Origin of the sequence: Acidihalobacter aeolianus (assembly GCF_001753165.1) — a bacterium.
Taxonomy (GTDB): domain Bacteria; phylum Pseudomonadota; class Gammaproteobacteria; order DSM-5130; family Acidihalobacteraceae; genus Acidihalobacter; species Acidihalobacter aeolianus.
On sequence record NZ_CP017448.1, the window covers coordinates 1,111,028 to 1,131,290 of the forward strand.

Here is a 20,263-nt window from a genome sequence, read left to right on the forward strand (position 1 = left end):
CATGTATAGACACACGGTAGGCGACACACGCTACGCCTTCGCGGACCTTAGTACGCTGCTCGCCAAGGCCTCGCCACTGCGTTCCGGCGATCAGTTCGCCGGACTGGCGGCCGAATCGGCGGTGGAACGGGTGGCGGCGCAGCGTGCGCTGGCCGACGTGCCGCTCAGGGCGTTTCTCGAAGAGGCGCTGATTCCCTACGAGGACGACGAGGTTACGCGGCTGATCCTCGACACGCACGACGCGGCCGCCTTCGCGTCGGTCGCGCATCTCACCGTCGGCGGCTTCCGCGACTGGCTGCTGGCCTACGAAACCGATGCCGCCGTGCTGGCGCGGCTCGCACCGGGGCTGACCCCGGAAATGGTCGCCGCGGTGTCCAAGCTGATGAGCCTGCAGGACCTGGTGCTGGTGGCGAGCAAGTGCGAGGTGACCACGCGCTTTCGCAACACCATCGGCCTCAAGGGGCGGCTGGCCACGCGGCTGCAGCCGAACCATCCGACCGACGACCCGCGCGGGGTGGCGGCGAGCGTGCTCGACGGCCTGCTTTACGGCAGCGGCGACGCGGTCATCGGCATCAATCCGGCCAGCGACCACCTGGGCGCTCTGACCACGCTGCTCGAACTCATCGACGAGGTGCGCGAAACCTACCGCATCCCCACGCAGTCCTGTGTGCTGGCCCACGTCACCAGCCAGATCGAGGTGATAGCGCGCGGCGCGCCGGTGGATCTCGTGTTCCAGTCGATCGCAGGCACCGAGGCCGCCAACGCCGGCTTCGGCATCAACCTCGCGCTGCTGGGCGAGGCGCGCGAGGCGGCGCTGTCGCTGGGACGCGGCACGCTCGGCGACAACGTGATGTACTTCGAGACCGGGCAGGGCAGCGCGCTGTCGGCGAACGCGCACCACGGCGTCGACCAGCAGACCTGCGAGGCGCGTGCCTATGCCGTGGCGCGGGCGTTCTCGCCGCTGCTGGTCAACACGGTGGTCGGCTTCATCGGCCCGGAATACCTCTACGACGGCAAGCAGATCGTACGCGCCGGACTGGAAGACCATTTCTGCGGCAAGCTGCTCGGCCTGCCGATGGGCTGCGACGTGTGCTACACCAATCACGCCGAGGCCGACCAGGACGACATGGACGCGCTGCTCACCCTGCTCGGCGCGGCCGGCTGCACCTACATCATGGGCATCCCCGGCGCCGACGACATCATGCTGAACTACCAGAGCACCTCGTTCCACGATGCGCTGTATCTGCGCCAGGTGCTCGGCCTGCGTCCGGCGCCGGAGTTCGAGGCCTGGCTGGAGGCCATGGGCATCGTCGAGGATGGCCGCCGGCTGCGTCCGGCCGAGCCGGCGCATCCCCTGCTGACCCATCCGCTGGCGGCCGGCGAATGAGCGGCGAAGGGCGCAGACTGCCGGGGCAGGCCGATCCATGGCGCGGTCTGAGGCGATTCACCGATGCGCGCATCGCGCTGGGCCGCGTTGGCGGCAGCCAGCCGACCGAGGCGGTGCTCGATTTTCGTCTGGCGCACGCCCAGGCGCGAGATGCCGTGCACCGGGCGCTGGACGTCGACGCGCTGTGCGCGCGTCTCGCGCCGCTGGGGCTGCCGGTGCTGCGCGCGGCCAGCCGTGCGCCCGATCGCGCGAACTACCTGCAGCGTCCCGATCTCGGTCGTGTGCTAGCTCCGGAGGCCGCCGCGCGCCTGGCTGGCGAACCCTCTGCCGGCTACGACGTCGTCTTCGTGTTGGGCGATGGGCTCTCGTCGCTCGCGGTCGAGCGCCACGCGCCGTCCTTGCTGGAGGCCGTGCTGACGCCGTTGCGGACGCAGGGCTGGTGCATCGGTCCGCTGGTCGTCGCCGAGCAGGCGCGCGTGGCACTGGGCGACGAAGTCGGGCAGGCGCTCAACGCATCGCTCGTGGTCGTGCTCATCGGCGAGCGCCCCGGACTGAGTTCGCCCGACAGCCTGGGTGTCTATCTCACCTACGCTCCTCGTCCGGGGCGTCTGAACTCCGAACGCAACTGCATCAGCAACGTCCGCCCCGAGGGGCTTCCCTGCAGCACAGCCGCGCACAAGCTGGTATACCTGCTTGCAGCCGCACGTAGCCGCCGCCTGACCGGTGTCGCCCTCAAGGACGATGCGCCCATACAGATCGACGCGGGAATCTCGCCGACACTCCCGGATGAGTCTTGAGGCGAGACTCGGGTCGCCGGGTGGCTCGAACCGGTGGTACGGTTCGAGCGAAAAAATGACCTTTGACCAGGCGAGATCGTGATAGTTCCTGAAAGATTATTTGTTTGAATGTTCTCGCATTCTTGTTCGTACGGTCACGGTTTCTTAACGAAGGATTCACGATTTCTCACATACCATGCCGCCCTTGATGACGGAGGGGGCACCTCCGTCGACTTTCGGACGAAACCGCGGAGGGTAAGTGGTGAACAGCAAGGGCAAGGGACTGTTTGGGGGTGTTTCGGCGCTGGGTTTGGGCGTCGTCATGATTGCGTCGCCGTTGACAGCGGCACATGCGCAGGGAGACGACAGCACGGATAACGGCCAGCCGGTGCAGATCAAGAAGGTGGTCAAGACCGTGCCGCCCGAAAGGGCCGTGGCCACGGTCAGCAAGGCCAAGGTGGAACATACGAGTCCTTCCAGCAATTTGCTGTCGATTCTCAAGAATGTTCCGGGGTTCAACGTGCTGAGCTCCGGTCCCGGTAACCTGTTGACCAGCGATACGGCCTTCACGCTCAACGGGTTCAACAGCTCCGAGGTCGGCACCACGTTCGACGGTGTGCCGATCATCAATACCTTCCTGGGCGGTATTTACGGTCAGGGCGATGATCATGCGGTAACCCCGCTGACAGTCGGACAGATCAGCAATGTTCAGGTTTACAGCGGCGCCAATACGCCACAGCAGAACTCGCTGGATTCCCTGGGCGGCAACATCAACTTCAGTCCCAAGATGCCCACGAAGGCCCCGGGTGTGGACGTGAACGTGGGCGGCGGTGCCTACGCCAAGCACGGCGACATGAGTACCGTGGGCGTGCAAGCGAATTCGGGGGCGCTCCAGTCGCTGAACGGCTTCAAGGTGCTGGCCCGATACGATCACACCGATACCAACGGCTTTCAGCAGCACGTCTACGCGCATGTCAATTCGTATTATCTGGCCGCCGTGCAGCCGCTCGATCAGGGGCTGACGCAGCTGAGCCTGATCGTTGCCCACAACGACGAAAAGGCGCAGATGCCGGAGATGATTCCGTCCGCGTTGATCGATCAGTTCGGCAGCGATTATCAGTACCCCACCGATGTGGCGCGCAACTGGGTCGATTCGCATGCGACTCACGTGATCCTGGGGCTTAACTCGCTCCTCAATCCCATGGCCGTCGGCGGCTTCAAGGTTTTCTACAACCAGACGAAGAACGACCGTACCGCATATGCCAATCCGATCTACAACAACTCGTATCTGGGCTATGGCTTGCCCACGCATCTGAAGAGTTCGTCGGCGCTCAATGGGTACGGTAACAACTTCAATATTTACAATGCTGCGCTGGCGACCCAGATGTTCGGTTCCGCAGCAGCCGGTACGCAGTACCAGCATTACATCGACAACTACCACAACTTCGGCGCCAAGATCCACCTGAGCCTGTTGCTGCCGTCGAATACGGTGACCGTCGGCGGCATGGCGATGCAGGCCAAGGAGCTTTCCGAGGAAGGTTGGTACGGTTCCAAGCCGGCACCCATCTCGACGGGTTACAACGCGGCCTGGGTGGAACACGACGGACGTAATTACTGGGATGCTTATGCCCAGGACAACATGTCCTTGCTGAAGGGGCGTTTGCATATCTATCCCGGCGTCAAGTATGCGCAGGTTTCGATGTTCGCAGCCGATGATCCCGCGTACTACTACTACTACGGCGGATCCACCGGCAAGACCTTCACCTATGCCGAGCCTTCCATCGGCGTGACCTTCAGCCCCGCCAAGCCGGTCGAGCTGTATGCCAACTACGGCCGCACCTACAAGGCGCCGAACATCAGCGCGATCTATAGCCTGATCGGTTCCACCCCGATGCCGCAGCCGATCACGGTGAAGCCCGAATATGTCGACAGCGTCGATGCCGGTATCCGCTACAGCAGTGCTTTCGGCAAGTTCTCAGCGGCTGTGTACGATCGGCATTTCACCCATATCTTCAGCTATTCCTACAGCAACGTGACGGGTGTGACCCAGGAATACAACGCGGGTACGGCGGATTACAAGGGTTTCACGCTCGCCGCCGAAAAGCCGCTGCTGGATCATTTTCTGCTGCAGGCCAACTACGGTTACACCAACGCCAAATACACCAAGGACTTCACCGGCGACAACGGTACGGTGACTGCCGGAATGTGGCGTGCGGACGTGCCTGAATACACCGCCAATCTGGGTCTGGCCTACGAAAACGCCGGCTGGTACGGTGATCTGAGTTCCCATTTCGTCGGTCGCCAGTACATCGCCTACAACGGCGGTACCACCAGCGACACCACGATCCCGGCCTACGAGACGGTGGACCTCAAGGTCGCGTACACCTGGAAGACTCCGGGGGCGATGGTCAAGAAGCTCAAGGTTGCCGCCTACATCGACAACCTGTTGGACAAGAAGTACATCGCCTATGCCTATGTTCAAGGCAAGGCGGGTGCGACCGGCAACTATGAACTCGTGCAGGAAGGAGCGCCGCGTTTCGCTGGCGTGACGTTGACCGCTTCCTTCTAAGCGGCGGCCGTAAGGGCCGGATTTACCCCGCCCTTTCCGGCGTCAGCCGGGAAGGGCGTTCGTTCAACTAACCGTGGACATATGCTGATGGAACTGGTCGTACATCTGATCAAGCTTTCGGGCGGGCTGCCGATCATCATGGCGCTGCTGTTGCTGGTGGCGGTGGCGGTGATTTTTGACCGGCTGTGGTTTTACTACCGGGTGCTGGGTGCGGGCAACCGGGTGGAGGCCTCGCTCAAGGGGCTTGACTACCGCGACGTGCGGGGTCTCAAGGCGCTGGGCGAGGAGTACGCGCACACCCTGCAGGGGCGCTTGATCCTGCAGGCGGTGGCGTCCAAGGCCGAGACGCCGGACGCGCTGTCGCAGCACCTCGACGAGGAAGTGCTGTGGTCGATGCCGCGGCTGGACCAGTACCTGTGGCTGCTGGACACGGCGGCGACCTTAGGTCCGCTGCTGGGCCTGTTCGGCACCATCATCGGCATGATCGACACCTTCAACGTGCTGGGCAGTTCCGGGGCGGCGGTCAAGGCCACCGGAGGCATTGCCGATGCGCTGGTGTCGACCGGGATGGGTCTTTTCATCGCGATCATCTCGGTGCTGTTCCTGAACCTGCTGAACAAGCGCCTGCGTCTGGCGATGCACCAGCTCGACCTGATCCGGCTGCTGCTGATCAACCGCTTCTACGGCGAAGGCGTCAAGGCGCACGGCGAGACCGGCGCGGAACACTTCGAGACGCGCAGCGCGCTGGGCGCGCACCTAGGCATGGGCGACACGCGCAAGGCCGAGGGCGTGTGAGATGGATCGCTCCCGCTACTTCGAGCATCAGGAACCGCGGCTGAACATCATCCCGATGATCGACATCATGATGTTCCTACTGGTGTTCTTCGTGCTGATGGTGCTGCACATGATCCCCAACACCGGGGTGAAGCTGCACCTGCCGAGCGCGAGCACGGCGACCAAGCTGCCGCACAAGAGCGTGATCATCGGCGTGACCGACAAGGGTGCGGTGCGCTACCAGGACCACACGGTGACCCTGGACGCGCTCAAGCAGGCGCTGTCGGCGCTCAAGGACAAGGCCACGGTGAGCGTGATCATTGCCAGCGACGGCAAGGCCACGGTGCAGGAACTGACCGGGGTGATGAACACCGTGCGCGAGCTGGGGATCAGCAAGATCGGCCTGGCCACGCGCGCGGGGTCCCCGGCGGGCGCCGGCAAGACCGCCGCCGGCAAGACCCCCACTGGGACACCGGCTGCCGCAGCGCCGGCCGGTAGCGCGGCGCCATGAGCGCACTGGCGCCGCTCGGGCCGTGGTCGCCGCCACGGCTGGGTCTGCCGCGGGCGTTCGTGCTGGCGCTCGTGCTCGAAGTGCTGATCGTGGTGCTGCTGCTGTGGCCGTGGCACCACGCCCCGGCCCCGCCGCCGCCGGCGATGCCGCAGCAGGTGACCACGGTGCAGTTCGTCAAGCTGCCGCCGCCGCCCCCACCCAAACCGGTGGTGCAGCCCAGGATCGTGCCGCCGCCGCCGATCCCCAAGCCGCAGATCGTGATCCCGAAGAAGCCCAAGCCCAAGCCGATCGTGCACCACAAGCCCAAGCCGCGGCCCAAGCCCATCGTGCACCACAAGCCCAAGCCCGTGCCCAAGCCCAAGCCCGCGCCGCATCCGCACGTGGTGCCGCACCCGGCGCCGCAGGTGGTCAAGTCGCCGGTGCCGACCCCGCGGGTCGCCCCCGTGTCCGGGCCCAGCCCCTCGGCGATCGCCGCCTACAGCCAGGCGCTGCACGTGCTGATCCAGAACAACGTGGTGGTCGGCGAGATGGTGCGCCAGCTCGGCCTGTCCGGCAGCGTGCGGGTGAGCTTCGTGCTCGGCCCCCAGGGCGGCGCCGCGCAGGACGTGCGCGTGGTCTCAGGCGGGGCCAACCCCCTGATCCGCCGCGACGCCCTCAAGACCGTCGGGCAGCTCAAGTACCCCCCGTTCCCCAAGTCCTTCGGCTCCGCACCCCGCACCTTCGAGGTCGTCGTGCAGATCAACGCCAGCAACTAGCAATCAGGAGACCGCCATGACCCTGCGTCGCCAGCCCCCGCGTTGCCAGAGACCGCGCCGTCAGCCGCCCGGCTGCCGGCTCCGCGCCGTCCACTGGGCCCTGGCCGCCGGCCTGGGCCTGCTCGGTACCCTGGCCGCGCCCGGCGGCGCGCAGGCCGACACCGACGCCGCGGACGCGGGGACCCCGCAGATACTCACCGGGCGCCTGTCCGACCTGCCGGCGATCACCCACGAGATCGCCAGCGGCCGGCGCATCAGCCCGATCGGCACCCTGGCCGGCACCCCCAACTTCGCCGCCGCCGTGGCCCTGTCCGGCGCGCGCGCCTACGTGCTCTCGAGCGGCGCCACCCGCGCCCAGAGCGTCACCGCCTACCGCGCCGCCGACCTGCAGCGTCTCGGCGCGGTCGAAGGCTACCGCCAGACCGTGCCCGGCGAAGCCGCGGCCGCCGGCGTGCTGCGCATCGCCCGCCAGGACTTCTTCCAGGGGCTCGCCACCGGCCCCGACGGGCGCGTCTACGCCGCCGGCGGGGCGAGCGACGTACTCCTCGCCCTGCGCCCGACCGCCACGGGCCTGGCCGAGCTGCAGCGCTACCGGCTCGCCTTCCATCCCTTCCCGGCGGACCAGTACCCCTACCGCTACCAGGGCTCGCGCGGCAGCGCCTACCACTTCTACCCCGACGGCGTCGCCCTCGACCATACCGGCCGCCACGCCTACGTCACCGGCCTGCTCAGCAACGCCGTGGCGCGCATCGATCTGGCCACCGGCGCGACCCAGTACGCCAACGCCGGCCCCTATCCGTTCGCCCCCGTGCTCGCCGACCACGGCCGGCGTCTCGTGGTCAGCGACTGGGGTGGCTGCGGCGTGCGCGTGTTCGACGCCGCCAGCCTCAAGCCCCTCGGCCGCGTCTGCCTCGGCCCCAGGACCGGTCCGGACAACGCCGACCCCGGCATCCACCCCACCGCGCTCGCCGTCGTGCCCGATACCGCCGACGTCGTGTTCGCCGCCGCCAACCTCGACGCCGCGGTGGAGGTCGACACCCGCAGCCTCAAGGTCGTGCGCCGCTTCGACGACGCCCCGTACCCCGGCGCCCCGCCGGGCAGCTACCCCGACGCCGTCGCCGTCCACGGCGGGCGCCTGTACGTCGCCAACGCCGGCAACAACGACGTCGCCGTGTTCGACCTCGCCAGTGGCCGCCGCCTCGGCCTGATCCCCACCGCCTGGTACCCCACCGCGCTCGCCGCCGGCCCCGATGCCCTCTACATCGCCGCCGCCAAGGGCCTGGGCAGCGGTCCCAACCTCAAGCACCAGTGGGTCGGCAACATGATGCACGGCGCCGTGCAGCGCATCGCCTACGCCCGCCTCGACGCCGAACTGCCGCGCCTGACCGCGACCGCCCTGGCCGACAACGGCTTCGCCCCCGCAGAGCGCGCCGCGCTCGAGCGCGCCAACCGCAAGACCACCGCCTGGCTGCGCCGGCACATCCGCACCGTCGTCTTCATCCTGCGCGAGAACAAGACCTTCGACGAGGAACTCGGCCGATACCGGCCCGCCGGCCGCTGGGCCGACCCCAAGCTCGCCCTCTACGGCCCGCGCCAGCTGCCCAACCTCTACGCCTGGGCCGACCGCTACGCCCTGTTCGACAACTTCTACGCCGACGGCGAGGTTACCGCCCAGGGCCACCAGTGGGTCACCGGCGCCTCCGACTCCGACTTCGTGCAGCGCACCTGGCCGCAGTACTACTCCGGCCGCGGCCTCGTGCCCAACCCCGGCTGGACCCAGTCGCTGGTGCCCGCCAAGCTCGCCGACGGCACCGGCGGCATCCCCGGCGGTGAAGCGGATCCTTATGCGATCTATACGAACTTGTCCAAACTGGGGAAGTGGTCCAACCCCTGGATCGCCTATCCCGAGCGGCTGTACCTGTTCAACAGCCTGCTCGCCCATCACGTCGACTTCGAGGACTTCGGCGAGTTCGTCTCGCGCAACGAGGCCGGGGTCATCGCCCCCGCCATGCGCGCGCATCTGGCCGTCGACTTCCCCGGCTGGGACCGCATGATCCTCGACACCCAGCGCGCCCGCGTCGCCGTCGACTGGATGCGCGGCCACGCCCGCGACCTGCCGCGGTTCATGTACCTCTGGCTGCCCGACGACCACACGGCCGGAAGTAGTCCCTGCTACTACACCCCCGACTACTACGTCGCCGACAACGACCAGGCCACCGCGCGCATCGTCCACTACCTCAGCACCACCCCGCAGTGGAAACACATGCTGGTGATCGTCACCGAGGACGACGCCCAGTCCGGGGCCGACCACATCGACGCCCACCGCACCTTCGCCGTCGCCCTCGGCCCCTGGGTGCGCCACGTGCAGGTCACCCGGCGCTACTCCCAGGTCAACCTCGTGCGCACCATCGAGGCCGTTCTCGACCTGCCGCCGATGTCGCAGTGGGACGCCAACGCGGCGGTGATCGACGGCATCTGGCGCGCGCATCCGGACGACGCCCCGGTGCCCGTGCAGCCGCTGCGCACCCCGGTCGCCTACAACGCCGGCAGCTGCCCCGACGGCAAGCTGCTGCGGCGCATCGCCGGGGCCAGCGGCCAGACCGTGACCGCCGCCTGGCTGCGCGCCCACCTGCGCCAGACCGACACCCCGCCGCCCCTGGCCGACGACAGCTACACCCCGACCAGCCTGCTCAAGGTCCCCGGCCCCGAACAGATGCGCCAGGAGTGGGTCGCTACCTACGGCCAGGCCGGCTACCGCCGCGTCATGGCCTACCTCAGACAACTCGCGCATCAACAGCACGCACCCCTCAGCCACTTCCTCGCCAATGAGGATGACGACGACTGAGGATTGAGGCTGGGCGAATCGATTCCGGCGCCGGGAGATTCCCGGCGCCGGCTAGGTTCAGTGGTATCGCGGAATTGCGGCCCCGGATCAGCGTCGCCAGGCGGCGATGCGGCGTCGGCACTCCACGCACAGCGGACAGTTCAGCTTGTTGCAGGTGTAGCGCGCATCCGTGCGGAAGCAGGGCGCTTCGCCGCGGGCGATCTGGATGCGGTGAATCTGGTGCGTGGAATGCTGCGTGATCTGATCACCCTCGGGAAGCGAGGGCGCCGGCGCCGGGCCAACTGTGTGCTTGCGTAGGGTGGTGGACATAAGGCAGCTCGTAGCGAAACAGTGCCTGATTAAGTGTAGACGCCGATTGTGAAAAAACACGCATCCGGCATCGGTAAACGTGATAGACATCAAACCCAGCGGTGGATTGTCATAAAACCTGTCTTGGCGGTGCTGTCATGGTTCATCAGCGCCCATGCAACGTGCTCGCGCACCATCGCGGAAGGGTGGTCGGCGCGTCTGCGCAGGGCTTCGGCGATGCCTGCACTGCGCGGCGCGTTGCCCAGCGCCACGGCGATGTTGCGCAGCCAGCGTTCGTGGCCGATGCGGCGGATGGCCGAACCTTCCGTGCGGGCGAGAAATTCGGCCTCGCTCCAGGCGAACAATTCGATCAGGCGGGGGGCATCCAGGTCGTGGCGTACCGCGAAGTCGGCTTCCGCACTGGCCTGGGCGTAACGATTCCAGGGACAGACGAGCTGGCAGTCGTCGCAGCCGTAGATACGATTGCCGATCAGCGGGCGCAGGTCTTCCGGAATCGCGCCCTTGAGCTCGATGGTGAGGTAGGAAATGCAGCGGCGGGCATCGAGCCGGTAGGGCGCGACGATGGCCTGCGTGGGGCAGACGTCGATGCAGGCGCGGCAGGTGCCGCAGTGTGACGCGACGGGCCAGTCGGTCGGCAGCGGTAGGTCGGTGTAGAGCTCGCCGAGAAAGAACCACGATCCCGCCTCGCGTGCGAGCAGATTGGTGTGCTTGCCGACCCAGCCGATTCCGGCCTTCTGCGCGAGGGGTTTTTCCAGTACCGGTGCGCTGTCGGTAAAGGCGCGATAGCCGAACGGGCCGATGCGTGCCTGGATGCGTTCGGCGAGTTGCTGCAGGCGACGGCGCAGTACCTTGTGGTAGTCGCGACCGAGCGCATAACGCGACACGTAACCCGCGGTCGGCACGTTGAGCACGGTTTCCGGGTCGGCACTGTCCGGGGGCAGGTAATCCATGCGTACCGAAATCACCCGGATCGTGCCGGGCACGAGTTCGTCCGGCCGGCTGCGCTTGCGGCCGTGGCGGGCCATGTAGTCCATGTCGCCGTGAAAGCCGCGCGCCAGCCATTCGAGCAGCCGGACTTCGGCGTCGGAAAGGTCGATGTCGGCGATGCCCACCGCGCCGAAGCCGAGTTCGCGACCCCAGAGCTTGATCTCGGCGGCGAGTCTGGCGAGGTCGGGCGTGGTCGAATCCATGGGGCGGCTGCGCGGGTATCGAGGGTTTCGGCGGTATACTGACACGCATGCCGATGCAAGGTCTTCCACTTTATACCGCCGAGCAGGCGCGCCGAATCGACCGACGCGCGGGCGAGTCGTTCGGGCTTCCCGGTCCGCTGCTGATGCAGCGTGCCGGCGAGGCCGCCTTCGAGTTGCTGCGCACGCGCTGGCCGGAGGCCGGGCGCGTCTGTGTGGTCTGCGGCAGCGGCAATAATGGCGGCGACGGCCTGGTCGTGGCACGGCTGGCACGCGCGGCCGGGTTGTCGGTGCGCACGATTCTGGTCGGCCGGGGGCCGCGCGAGGGCACTGAGGCGGCCGGGGCGCTGGCCGTCTGGCAGGCCGCCGGAGGCACGCTGGAGCCGTTGCCGGAATCCCTGCCGCCGGCCGATGTGTACGTCGATGCCGTATTCGGGACCGGACTCAAGCGTGCGCCCGAGGGCGAGCCAGGGCGTGCCGTGACCCTGCTGCGCGAGGTGGCGCCCGTGCTGGCCCTGGATGTGCCTTCGGGCGTCGACGCGGACAGCGGGCACTGCCCCGGCGATGCGGTACGGGCGGAGGTCACGCTGAGCTTCATCGTGCGCAAATGCGGGCTGTATACCGGTCGAGCGCGCAACCATGCCGGCAAGATCGCCTTCGCCGATCTCGGGGTGCCGGCGGCCGCGGTGGCCGACGAAACCCCGGCGGCCTGGCTGCGCGAGACGGCATCGCCGCTGCCGCCGCGGCTTGCGGACAGCCACAAGGGGGACAACGGGCGGGTCTGCGTGATCGGCGGCGCGCCGGGATTCAGCGGTGCAGTGCGCATGGCCGCGGAGGCGGCGCTGCGCACCGGGGCGGGACTGGTCACGGTGGCGATGCATCCCGAGCATGCCGGCCTGCTGAACGTCGGGCGCTGGGAGCTGATGGTGCGCGGCGTGACGCGAGCGGAAGGCGTGCGGGACCTGATCGAGGCCGCGGACGTCGTGGTGGTCGGGCCGGGGCTTGCGACCGACGCCTGGGGGCGTGCGCTGTGGCAGGCCGCGCTGGGCGCGCGCTGCCCGCTGGTGGTCGACGCCGACGGTCTAAATCTCCTGGCCTCCAGCCCGACGCGCCGCGACGACTGGATACTCACGCCGCATCCCGGAGAGGCGGGGCGGCTGCTGGGCTGCGATACGGCCGCGGTGCAGGCCGACCGCTTCGCGGCCGCGCGGCGTCTTGCCGAGCGCTTCGGCGGGACGGCGGTACTCAAGGGCGCGGGTACGCTGGTGCAGGCGCCGCAGCGGGTTACGGTGTGCGGCGCTGGCAATCCCGGCATGGCGACCGGTGGCATGGGCGACGTGTTAGGCGGCGTAATCGCCGGGCTCATCGCTCAGGGCATGGCCCCGCAAGCGGCGGCCGAGGAGGGCGTCTGCCTGCACGCGACGGCCGGCGATCTGGCGGCGGCGGAAGGCGAACGCGGCCTGCTCGCGACCGATCTGTATCCCTGGTTGCGCCGTCTGGTGAACGGAACAGTGCGATGACCGACGTCGTGAGCGGACGCGCTGACCGCGATATCGAGCTGCAGCTCGCCGACGAGGCGGCGACCGCGCAACTCGGCGCCGCACTGGCCGCGGCCGTGCCGGGGCCGGCGCTGATTTTCCTGTCCGGCGACCTGGGCGCAGGCAAGACCACGCTGGTGCGCGCGTGGCTGCGCGGTCTGGGCTATGCAGGACCGGCACGTAGCCCGACCTATACCCTGGTCGAGCCGTACGAGATCGCCGGCCGGCGGATCTATCACTTCGATCTGTACCGCCTGGCCGACCCCGAGGAACTCGAGGACATCGGCTGGCGCGACTATGCCGACGGCGAATCCCTGTGCTTGATCGAATGGCCCGAACGCGCGGAAAGGGTCTTGCCGGTACCTGATCTGCATATCCGGCTGACGCCGGCAGACGGCGGGCGTGTCGCACGGCTGACCGCTCACAGCGAGGCGGGGCTTGCCGCAGTTGCGCGGATCATCTGATGTAAGAAGATAGGTTTATCGCCTATCTTCATAAAAAATATAAGAAATAATCTTGCATTTTCTTCGGGTCTGGCGAATCATATGGCCATCTTGGGCATCTGCCTGGAATGTCCTGTCGCTGCCGGAACGAAGGAGGACCTCCATGAGTCACTCGACCGAAGACGCCAAGCGCCGCGAATTTCTGCGCCGGATGCTGGGAATATCCGGCATGGCGGCCATGACCATCATCAGTCCGAGCGCCTTCGCGCGCAGCGAGGTCGAGGTGCGGGGCGTGAGCTTGCACGAAGTGGGCGGCAAGACCCGCGTCGTGTTCGACCTTTCCGGCCCGGTGCAGCACTCCATCTTCACCCTGAGTCACCCGGACCGCGTAGTGATCGATTTCGACAATGCGCGTGCCGCCGGGGCCCTGAGCGTCCGCCCGACGCCGCTGGTGGCGGATATCCGCCATGCGGTGCGCGACCGCTCCGACCTGCGCGTGGTGCTCGATCTCAAGGCCGATGCCGATGCCAGCAGCTTCCTGGTCCATCCGGGGCAGGGTGCCCGCCACTACCAGGTGGTGGTCGATCTGGCCTCCGTTTCGGTCGGCCAGCCGGAGCCCGTGATCACCGCGGCGCAGGCCCAGCCGCAGCGCGCCCTGCGCGATGTCGTCGTGTGCATCGATCCCGGCCACGGCGGCAAGGACCCGGGCGCGATCGGCAAGCGCGGTACCTATGAGAAGACGGTGGTGCTCGACATGGCGCATCGTCTGCACCGGCTGATCAACAAGGAACCGGGCATGAGCGCATTCATGACCCGCACCGGAGACTATTTCGTGACCCTGCGCGGGCGCCTGGTCAAGGCGCGGCAGCGGCGTGCGGACCTGTTCGTGTCCATTCATGCCGACGCCTCGCCCTATCGCTACCCGAAAGGTTCGACCGTCTACGTGCTGTCCGAGCACGGCGCTTCCTCCGAAGCCGCGCGCCTGCTGGCCGAGCGCCAGAACAGCGTGGACCGGGTCGCCGGCGTGAATCTGTCCAACAAGGACAACCTGGTCGCCTCGGTGCTGGTTGATCTGGCGCAGTCGGCCACGCGCGAGGCGAGCTTCACCCTGGGTGACACGCTCAAGGGCAGCATCGACCGCGTCATCCGCATGCACTCCAATACCGTGGAGCGCGCGGCCTTCGTGGTGCTCAAGTCGCCTGACATCCCCTCCGCTCTGATCGAGACCGCCTTCATTTCGAATCCGGCCGAGGAACGTCTGCTGAGGACGCCCCGTTTCCGCTCCGAAATGGCCGGCGCCCTGCTGGGTGGCATCAAGGATTATTTCGCGCACCATGCGCCGCCCGGCACGGTGCTCGCCGAACGCGGGCGCGTGCTGAGCGAATTCAGCTAAACACCGACGGCCCGTCCCTCCGAGGGGCGCCGCCGGCGCGACCATGGCGTGGCATAATGGACGGCGTTTCCGCCCGTTACGTTCCGCGTCGATGCCCATCCGCAGACTCACTCAGCAGCTCATCAACCAGATCGCCGCCGGCGAGGTCATCGACCGTCCGGCCGCGGTGATCAAGGAATTGGTTGAAAACAGCCTCGATGCCGGTGCGGACCGCCTAGATCTGGATATCGAGCAGGGCGGACAACGGCTGATGCGGGTACGCGACAACGGCTGCGGCATCCCTCGCGACGAACTCACCCTGGCGCTGTCGCGTCATGCGACCAGCAAGATCGCCTCGCTCGACGATCTGGAACACGTGCGCAGCCTGGGTTTTCGCGGCGAGGCCTTGCCGAGCATCGCCTCGGTGTCGCGGCTGACCCTGACCTCCTGCACGGCCGACGAAGCCGCCGGCTGGCGCCTGCGCGGCGACGGCCACGAGCGCTTCGCATCCCCCGAGCCGGCGGCGCATCCACAGGGCACCACCGTCGAGGTGCGCGACCTGTTCTTCAACGTGCCGGCTCGACGCAAGTTCCTGCGCACCGAGCGCACCGAGTATCAGCACATCGAGGAAGTGGTGCGGCGCATCGCGCTCAGCCGCTTCGACGTTGCGGTGCGCCTCAACCACAATGGCAAGGCGCAGTTCGAGCTGCGCCTGGCGGACGATGCGGAGGCCATGGGCCGGCGCGTGGCCGCGGTGTGCAGCGAGGCGTTTCTGGCGGAGTCGAGCCGGATTGAACACGCAGGTGCCGGCATGCGTCTGTGGGGTTGGCTCGGCGCGCCGACGTTCTCCCGCGCGCAGCCGGATCTCCAGTATTTCTACGTCAACGGGCGCATGGTGCGCGACAAGCTGGTATCGCACGCGCTGCGCCTGGCGTATCAGGACGTGCTGTACCACGGGCGGCACCCGGCCTACGTGCTGTTCCTGGAGATCGATCCGGTGGCCGTCGACGTGAACGCGCATCCCGCTAAGGCGGAAGTGCGCTTCCGCGACTCGCGACTGGTGCACGACTATCTGCATCGCACCCTCAAGGAGGCGATCGCGACGCGTGGGGTGGCGGTCGGGTCGCCGGCCGTCGCGGAGAATGCCGAGCCGGTAGCGACGACCGAGCGGCATCCGGAGCTGCGTCCGGGGCCGGGGCTCGGTCTCGACCTGCCGCAGCAGGGCGGCGCGACCTACCGGCCCACCGCCGGGCCTTCCGGCGGCCAGGTGCGCGAACAGCTGGCTGCATTCGGTCGCCTGTACGCGGCTCCGCCCGCTGCCGCCATGCCGCAGACCGGCGAGACGCCGCCGCTCGGCTTCGCGCTGGCCCAGCTCGGCGGGGTCTACGTCCTTGCGGAAAACGCTTACGGTCTGGTGCTGGTCGACATGCATGCGGCCCACGAACGCATCACCTACGAGCGGCTCAAGACGGCGTACGGCATCGAGGGCGTGCGCCGCCAGCCGCTGCTGCTGCCGGCGACGGTGGCGGTCAGCCGGCGTGAGGCCGATGCCGCCGAATCGGCCGCCGAGCTGTTGCTGCGCCTGGGGCTGGAGGTGGATCGGGTCGGACCCGAGGCGCTGCGCGTGCGCTCGATTCCGGCCATGCTGTCCGGCGCCGACGTCAGCCAACTGTTGCGCGACGTACTCGGCGACATCGTCGAATACGGCGACACTGCGCGCATCGAGGCAGAGGTCAACGAGGTGTTGTCGACCATGGCCTGCCACGGTTCCGTCCGCGCCAACCGGCGTCTCACCCTCGACGAGATGAACAGTCTGCTGCGCGACATGGAGCGCACCGAACGCAGCGGGCAGTGCAACCACGGCCGGCCGACCTGGACCCAGATGACGCTCGGCGAACTCGATCGCCTGTTCCTGCGCGGCCGCTGATTCCGTATGTCCGATACTGCAACCCTGCCGCCGGCGATTCTGCTGATGGGGCCTACGGCCAGTGGCAAGACCGATCTTGCCCTCCAGCTGGTACAGCGCTTCCCCGTGGAGATCGTCAGCGTGGATTCGGCGCTGGTCTACCGCGGCATGGACATCGGCACCGCCAAGCCCGCTCCGGATATCCTGGCCGAGGCACCGCACCGACTGATCGACATCCTCGACCCTGCGCAGAGCTATTCGGCGGCGCAGTTCCGCGAAGACGCGCTGCGCGAGATGGCCGACATCGTTGCAGCGGGCAGGATTCCCTTGCTGGTGGGGGGCACGCTGCTTTATTTCCGTGCGCTGGAGGGTGGCCTGTCGGATCTGCCGGGCGCGGACCCGGAGCTGCGGGCACGCATCGAAGCGGAAGCCGCCGAACGGGGCTGGGGTGCGCTGCACGACGAGCTCAAGCGCGCCGATCCGGCCGCCGCAGCACGCATCCATCCGAACGATCCGCAGCGCCTGCAGCGTGCGCTGGAAGTCATACGATTGACCGGGCAACCGTTGAGCGCGTTGCAGACGCGCCCAGGTGGAAATCTGCCGTATCGCGCCCTGCGCCTGGGTTTGGTGCCGGAGGACCGCGAAAGACTTCATCGGCGCATATGTCAACGTTTTGAAAAGATGTTGGAACAAGGCTTGATAAATGAAGTAGCGTACCTATATCAAAGGGGCGACCTGGGCCCTGAGCTGCCGTCCATGCGGGCGGTAGGTTACCGACAAATCTGGCGTCACCTGACGGGTGAGTGGGACCGGCAAACGATGATCGAGAAGGCCGTTGTGGCTACCCGGCAATTGGCCAAGCGACAAATGACCTGGCTGCGCGGCGATCGTGCGCTGATGCGCGTGAACGCCGATGCCGTCGAGCTGTCGAAGCTCAGCGCAGAGGTCGCGCAATTTATCGAGGGAGTCGATTGAGCCGTCGGCTAACGCGCGTGAGCGCGTCGACCGCATGCTAAGATTATCCACCGAGGGGCCGAGTGGACTTGCGCCATCGGTATCCAACTACAAGGAGCCAGTTTAATGTCTAAAGGGCATACCCTGCAGGAACCATTTTTGAATCTGCTGCGCAAGGAGCGCGTGCCGGTCGCGATTTTTCTCGTCAACGGTATCAAGCTGCAAGGCCAGATCGAATCCTTCGATCAGTTCGTGGTCCTGCTCAAGAATAGCGTGAGCCAGATGGTCTACAAGCATGCGATTTCCACCATTGTGCCGTCGCGCCCGGTCCGGCTGCCTGTCGAGGACGGTGACGAAGAAGGCGATAGCGAATAAGCGGAGCGATAACCACGTTGTTTGAAAGACCCCGCAGTGGCGAGACGGCGATTCTGGTGCAAGTGGACATCGCCGCTCCCGCCGATCCGGGCGAGCGCGATGAATTCATCGAACTCGCCCGCTCCGCCGGTGCCACCATAACCCGTGTGATCGACGTGCGCCGGCACAGCCCCGACCCGAAATATTTCATCGGTGCCGGCAAGGCCGATGAGATAGCGGAAGCGGTAGAGGCAGACGGCGCTGAACTGGTGATTTTCGGCCGCGTGCTGAGTCCCAGCCAGGAACGCAACCTTGAGGCCAAATTCAAGGCGCGCGTGCTCGACCGGACCGGGCTGATTCTCGATATCTTCGCGCAGCGTGCGCGTTCCCACGAAGGCAAGCTGCAGGTCGAACTGGCTCAGCTCAACCATCTCGCAACCCGATTGGTTCGCGGCTGGACCCACCTTGAACGCCAGAAGGGCGGTATCGGCCTGCGCGGACCGGGTGAAACACAGCTCGAAACCGACCGGCGCTTGTTGGGGGAGCGCATCAAGCAGATCCACCGCCGTCTCGACAAAGTACGCAAGCAGCGCCAGCAGGGACGTCAGGCACGCAAGAAGGCGGAGCTGCCCACGGTCGCGTTGGTGGGCTACACCAACGCCGGAAAATCCACATTATTCAATCGCCTGAGTCAGGCGGGCGTGTACGCCGCCGACCAGCTGTTCGCAACCCTCGACCCGACCCTGCGCCGGCTCGATCTGGACGCGGCCAACACGGTGGTGCTCGCGGATACCGTCGGATTCGTGCGTGAGTTGCCGCACGAGCTGGTCGCGGCCTTCCACGCCACTCTGCAGGAGACGCGCGAGGCGGACCTGCTGATGCATGTCATCGACGCCAGCCATCCCGAACACGCGCGCACGGAAGCGGACGTCGACAGCGTGCTCGCGGAGATCGGTGCCGACGAGGTGCCGGTACTGCGCGTCTTCAACAAGATCGATCGCCTGGACGTGCAACCTCGCATAGACCGCGATGCCGATGGACGCCCCGTGCGTGCTTGGGTCTCGGCCAAAACGGGGGCTGGCATAAGCGAGCTGGTGAGCGCGCTGCGCGAATATTTCATGCCCGACGTGGTACATGGCTGGATTCACCTGCCTGCCACGGCGGGGCGTCTACGTGCGCGCCTGTTCGGATTGGGCGCGGTATTGGACGAGCGCGTCGACGACGGGGGGGGCTGCGATCTGGAAGTGCGCCTGCCACGCAGGCGTTACGATGCATGGGCGAGCGAACTCGGCGAGGCCGGGGCGCTTCGCTTGCGACCCCGGTGAGCGGGACCTACAATGCGCCGCGCATACCGCGAGCGCATCCGGCCGCCGTTCCGCTGCATCCGCAAAGACATTCGACCATCCAATCTGGAGTGATCAATGCCCTGGAACGAGCCAGGTAAGCATAATTCGGGCAATCAGGATCCGTGGGGGAGCGGAAGACGAGGTGGCGGTAATACGCCCAATCCGTTCGATCTCGAAAAATGGTTGCGTCGCCTGATCAGCAGGTTGCGCGGCGGCAGCGATGGCGGCGGTAGCGGAAACGCCACGCCGGCGATCATCTTTGCCGTCGTGGTGGCGCTGCTGGCGTGGCTGGCATCGGGGTTCTATATCGTCGGCCCTGGCGAGCGCGGCGTCGTGTTACGCTTCGGCGCCTTTGAGCAGACCAGCCTGCCCGGCCCACACTGGCACCTGCCGTATCCCATCGAACAGGTCCACGTGGTCGACATTGACCAGAACCGCAGTGCACAGAGCAAGGCAGTGATGCTCACCCAGGACGAGAACATCGTCGACGTCGACGTCTCTGCTCAGTACCGCGTGAAGAATGCCGAGGATTACCTGTTCAACGTCCGCGATCCGAACCAGACGCTGCGCGACGTGCTGATCAGCGCGATCCGCGAGATCGTCGGCAAGAGCAAGATGGATTACGTGGTCGGCGAGGGACGCGCGGACATCGCCATGCGGACCCAGACGTTGATGCAGCACATCCTCGACAATTACAAGATCGGCCTGGAGGTCATCAAGGTCAATCTGCAGGATGCGCAGCCTCCTGAGCAGGTGCAGAGCGCCTTTGCCGATGCTATCAAGGCACGCGAGGACGAGGTGCGTTATCGCAACGAGGCCGAGGCCTATGCGAACACCGTGATCCCCCAGGCACGCGGTCAGGCGGCGCGCGAGATCGCAGAGGCCCAGGCCTACAAGGAACAGGTCGTGGCCCGCGCCCAGGGCGATACCTCACGCTTCGACCAATTGCTCAAGGAATACGAGAAGTCGCCACGGGTCACTCGCGAACGCCTGTATCTGGATTCGATGGAGTCCGTGCTTGCGAACAGCTCGAAGGTGCTGGTGGATACCAAGGGCAAGAACCTGCTGTATCTGCCGATCAACGGGCTGAACGGGGCAGGTGCCTCGGGCGGACAGTCGGCGGACGACGCCGCCACGGGTTCGGCTGCTGCAGCCGCGGCAGCGGCGGCAGGACCGACCGATCCGATGCAGGCCGAGCGCCTGCGGCGCGACATGCGTACCAGGGAGGGCCGCTGAC

The 20,263-nt window shown here is 66.8% G+C and carries 17 protein-coding genes; 15 read left to right on the forward strand and 2 right to left on the reverse strand.

Annotated features, from left to right (window positions below):
• The first annotated feature begins 1 nt into the window (after position 1).
• From BJI67_RS05135 to BJI67_RS05165, 7 genes are all read left to right on the forward strand, one after another.
• Entirely contained in the window at positions 2-1,387 is a 1,386-nt protein-coding gene (locus BJI67_RS05135; RefSeq protein ID WP_070072129.1) for an ethanolamine ammonia-lyase subunit EutB, read from the forward strand.
• The gene (gene eutC / locus BJI67_RS05140) at positions 1,384-2,184 is read left to right on the forward strand and encodes an ethanolamine ammonia-lyase subunit EutC (protein ID WP_070072130.1); all 801 of its coding nucleotides are present in this window, start codon (positions 1,384-1,386) and stop codon (positions 2,182-2,184) included. The genes BJI67_RS05135 and eutC overlap by 4 nt, the downstream gene beginning before the upstream one ends.
• A 241-nt stretch (positions 2,185-2,425) precedes the next feature.
• Complete coding sequence (locus BJI67_RS05145; RefSeq protein ID WP_070072131.1) at positions 2,426-4,732, forward strand: TonB-dependent receptor; 2,307 nt, start codon at positions 2,426-2,428, stop codon at positions 4,730-4,732.
• Between the two features lie 87 nt (positions 4,733-4,819).
• Positions 4,820-5,527: a MotA/TolQ/ExbB proton channel family protein gene (locus BJI67_RS05150; RefSeq protein ID WP_070073965.1), complete on the forward strand. Its 708-nt coding sequence runs from the start codon at positions 4,820-4,822 to the stop codon at positions 5,525-5,527.
• A 1-nt stretch (position 5,528) separates the two neighbouring features.
• A complete protein-coding gene (locus BJI67_RS05155) occupies positions 5,529-6,017 on the forward strand; it encodes an ExbD/TolR family protein (RefSeq protein WP_070072132.1) in 489 nt (162 codons plus the stop codon).
• 143 nt (positions 6,018-6,160) lie between these two features.
• Positions 6,161-6,772, forward strand: a complete 612-nt coding sequence (locus BJI67_RS05160; protein ID WP_156782033.1) for an energy transducer TonB — start codon at positions 6,161-6,163, stop codon at positions 6,770-6,772.
• Between the two features lie 16 nt (positions 6,773-6,788).
• Positions 6,789-9,617 (forward strand): bifunctional YncE family protein/alkaline phosphatase family protein, encoded by a 2,829-nt coding sequence (locus tag BJI67_RS05165; protein ID WP_197513316.1) that lies wholly within the window; start codon positions 6,789-6,791, stop codon positions 9,615-9,617.
• A gap of 87 nt (positions 9,618-9,704) precedes the next feature.
• Here the strand turns inward: BJI67_RS05165 and BJI67_RS05170 are convergent, their stop codons facing one another.
• On the reverse strand, positions 9,705-9,926 hold the full coding sequence (locus BJI67_RS05170) for a hypothetical protein (protein ID WP_070072134.1): 222 nt from the start codon (positions 9,924-9,926) through the stop codon (positions 9,705-9,707).
• Between the two features lie 89 nt (positions 9,927-10,015).
• Positions 10,016-11,116 (reverse strand): tRNA epoxyqueuosine(34) reductase QueG, encoded by a 1,101-nt coding sequence (gene queG / locus BJI67_RS05175; protein WP_070072135.1) that lies wholly within the window; start codon positions 11,114-11,116, stop codon positions 10,016-10,018.
• Positions 11,117-11,163: 47 nt separating this feature from the next.
• Between queG and BJI67_RS05180 the strand changes: the two genes are divergently transcribed.
• From BJI67_RS05180 to hflK, 8 genes are all read left to right on the forward strand, one after another.
• Positions 11,164-12,633, forward strand: coding sequence for an NAD(P)H-hydrate dehydratase (locus BJI67_RS05180; protein ID WP_331712277.1), 1,470 nt, complete (start codon positions 11,164-11,166; stop codon positions 12,631-12,633).
• On the forward strand, positions 12,630-13,115 hold the full coding sequence (gene tsaE, locus BJI67_RS05185; protein ID WP_070072136.1) for a tRNA (adenosine(37)-N6)-threonylcarbamoyltransferase complex ATPase subunit type 1 TsaE: 486 nt from the start codon (positions 12,630-12,632) through the stop codon (positions 13,113-13,115). Before BJI67_RS05180 ends, tsaE begins: the two co-directional genes overlap by 4 nt.
• Positions 13,116-13,257: 142 nt before the next feature.
• Complete coding sequence (locus BJI67_RS05190) at positions 13,258-14,487, forward strand: N-acetylmuramoyl-L-alanine amidase (protein WP_083250655.1); 1,230 nt, start codon at positions 13,258-13,260, stop codon at positions 14,485-14,487.
• Positions 14,488-14,578: 91 nt separating this feature from the next.
• Positions 14,579-16,393, forward strand: a complete 1,815-nt coding sequence (gene mutL, locus BJI67_RS05195; RefSeq protein ID WP_070072137.1) for a DNA mismatch repair endonuclease MutL — start codon at positions 14,579-14,581, stop codon at positions 16,391-16,393.
• A 6-nt stretch (positions 16,394-16,399) separates the two neighbouring features.
• The gene (gene miaA / locus BJI67_RS05200) at positions 16,400-17,347 is read left to right on the forward strand and encodes a tRNA (adenosine(37)-N6)-dimethylallyltransferase MiaA (RefSeq protein WP_197513317.1); all 948 of its coding nucleotides are present in this window, start codon (positions 16,400-16,402) and stop codon (positions 17,345-17,347) included.
• Between the two features lie 105 nt (positions 17,348-17,452).
• Entirely contained in the window at positions 17,453-17,701 is a 249-nt protein-coding gene (gene hfq, locus BJI67_RS05205; RefSeq protein ID WP_070072138.1) for an RNA chaperone Hfq, read from the forward strand.
• Positions 17,702-17,718: 17 nt separating this feature from the next.
• Positions 17,719-19,005, forward strand: coding sequence for a ribosome rescue GTPase HflX (gene hflX / locus BJI67_RS05210; protein WP_070072139.1), 1,287 nt, complete (start codon positions 17,719-17,721; stop codon positions 19,003-19,005).
• Between the two features lie 96 nt (positions 19,006-19,101).
• A complete protein-coding gene (hflK, locus tag BJI67_RS05215) occupies positions 19,102-20,262 on the forward strand; it encodes an FtsH protease activity modulator HflK (protein WP_070072140.1) in 1,161 nt (386 codons plus the stop codon).
• The last annotated feature ends 1 nt before the right edge of the window (position 20,263 follow it).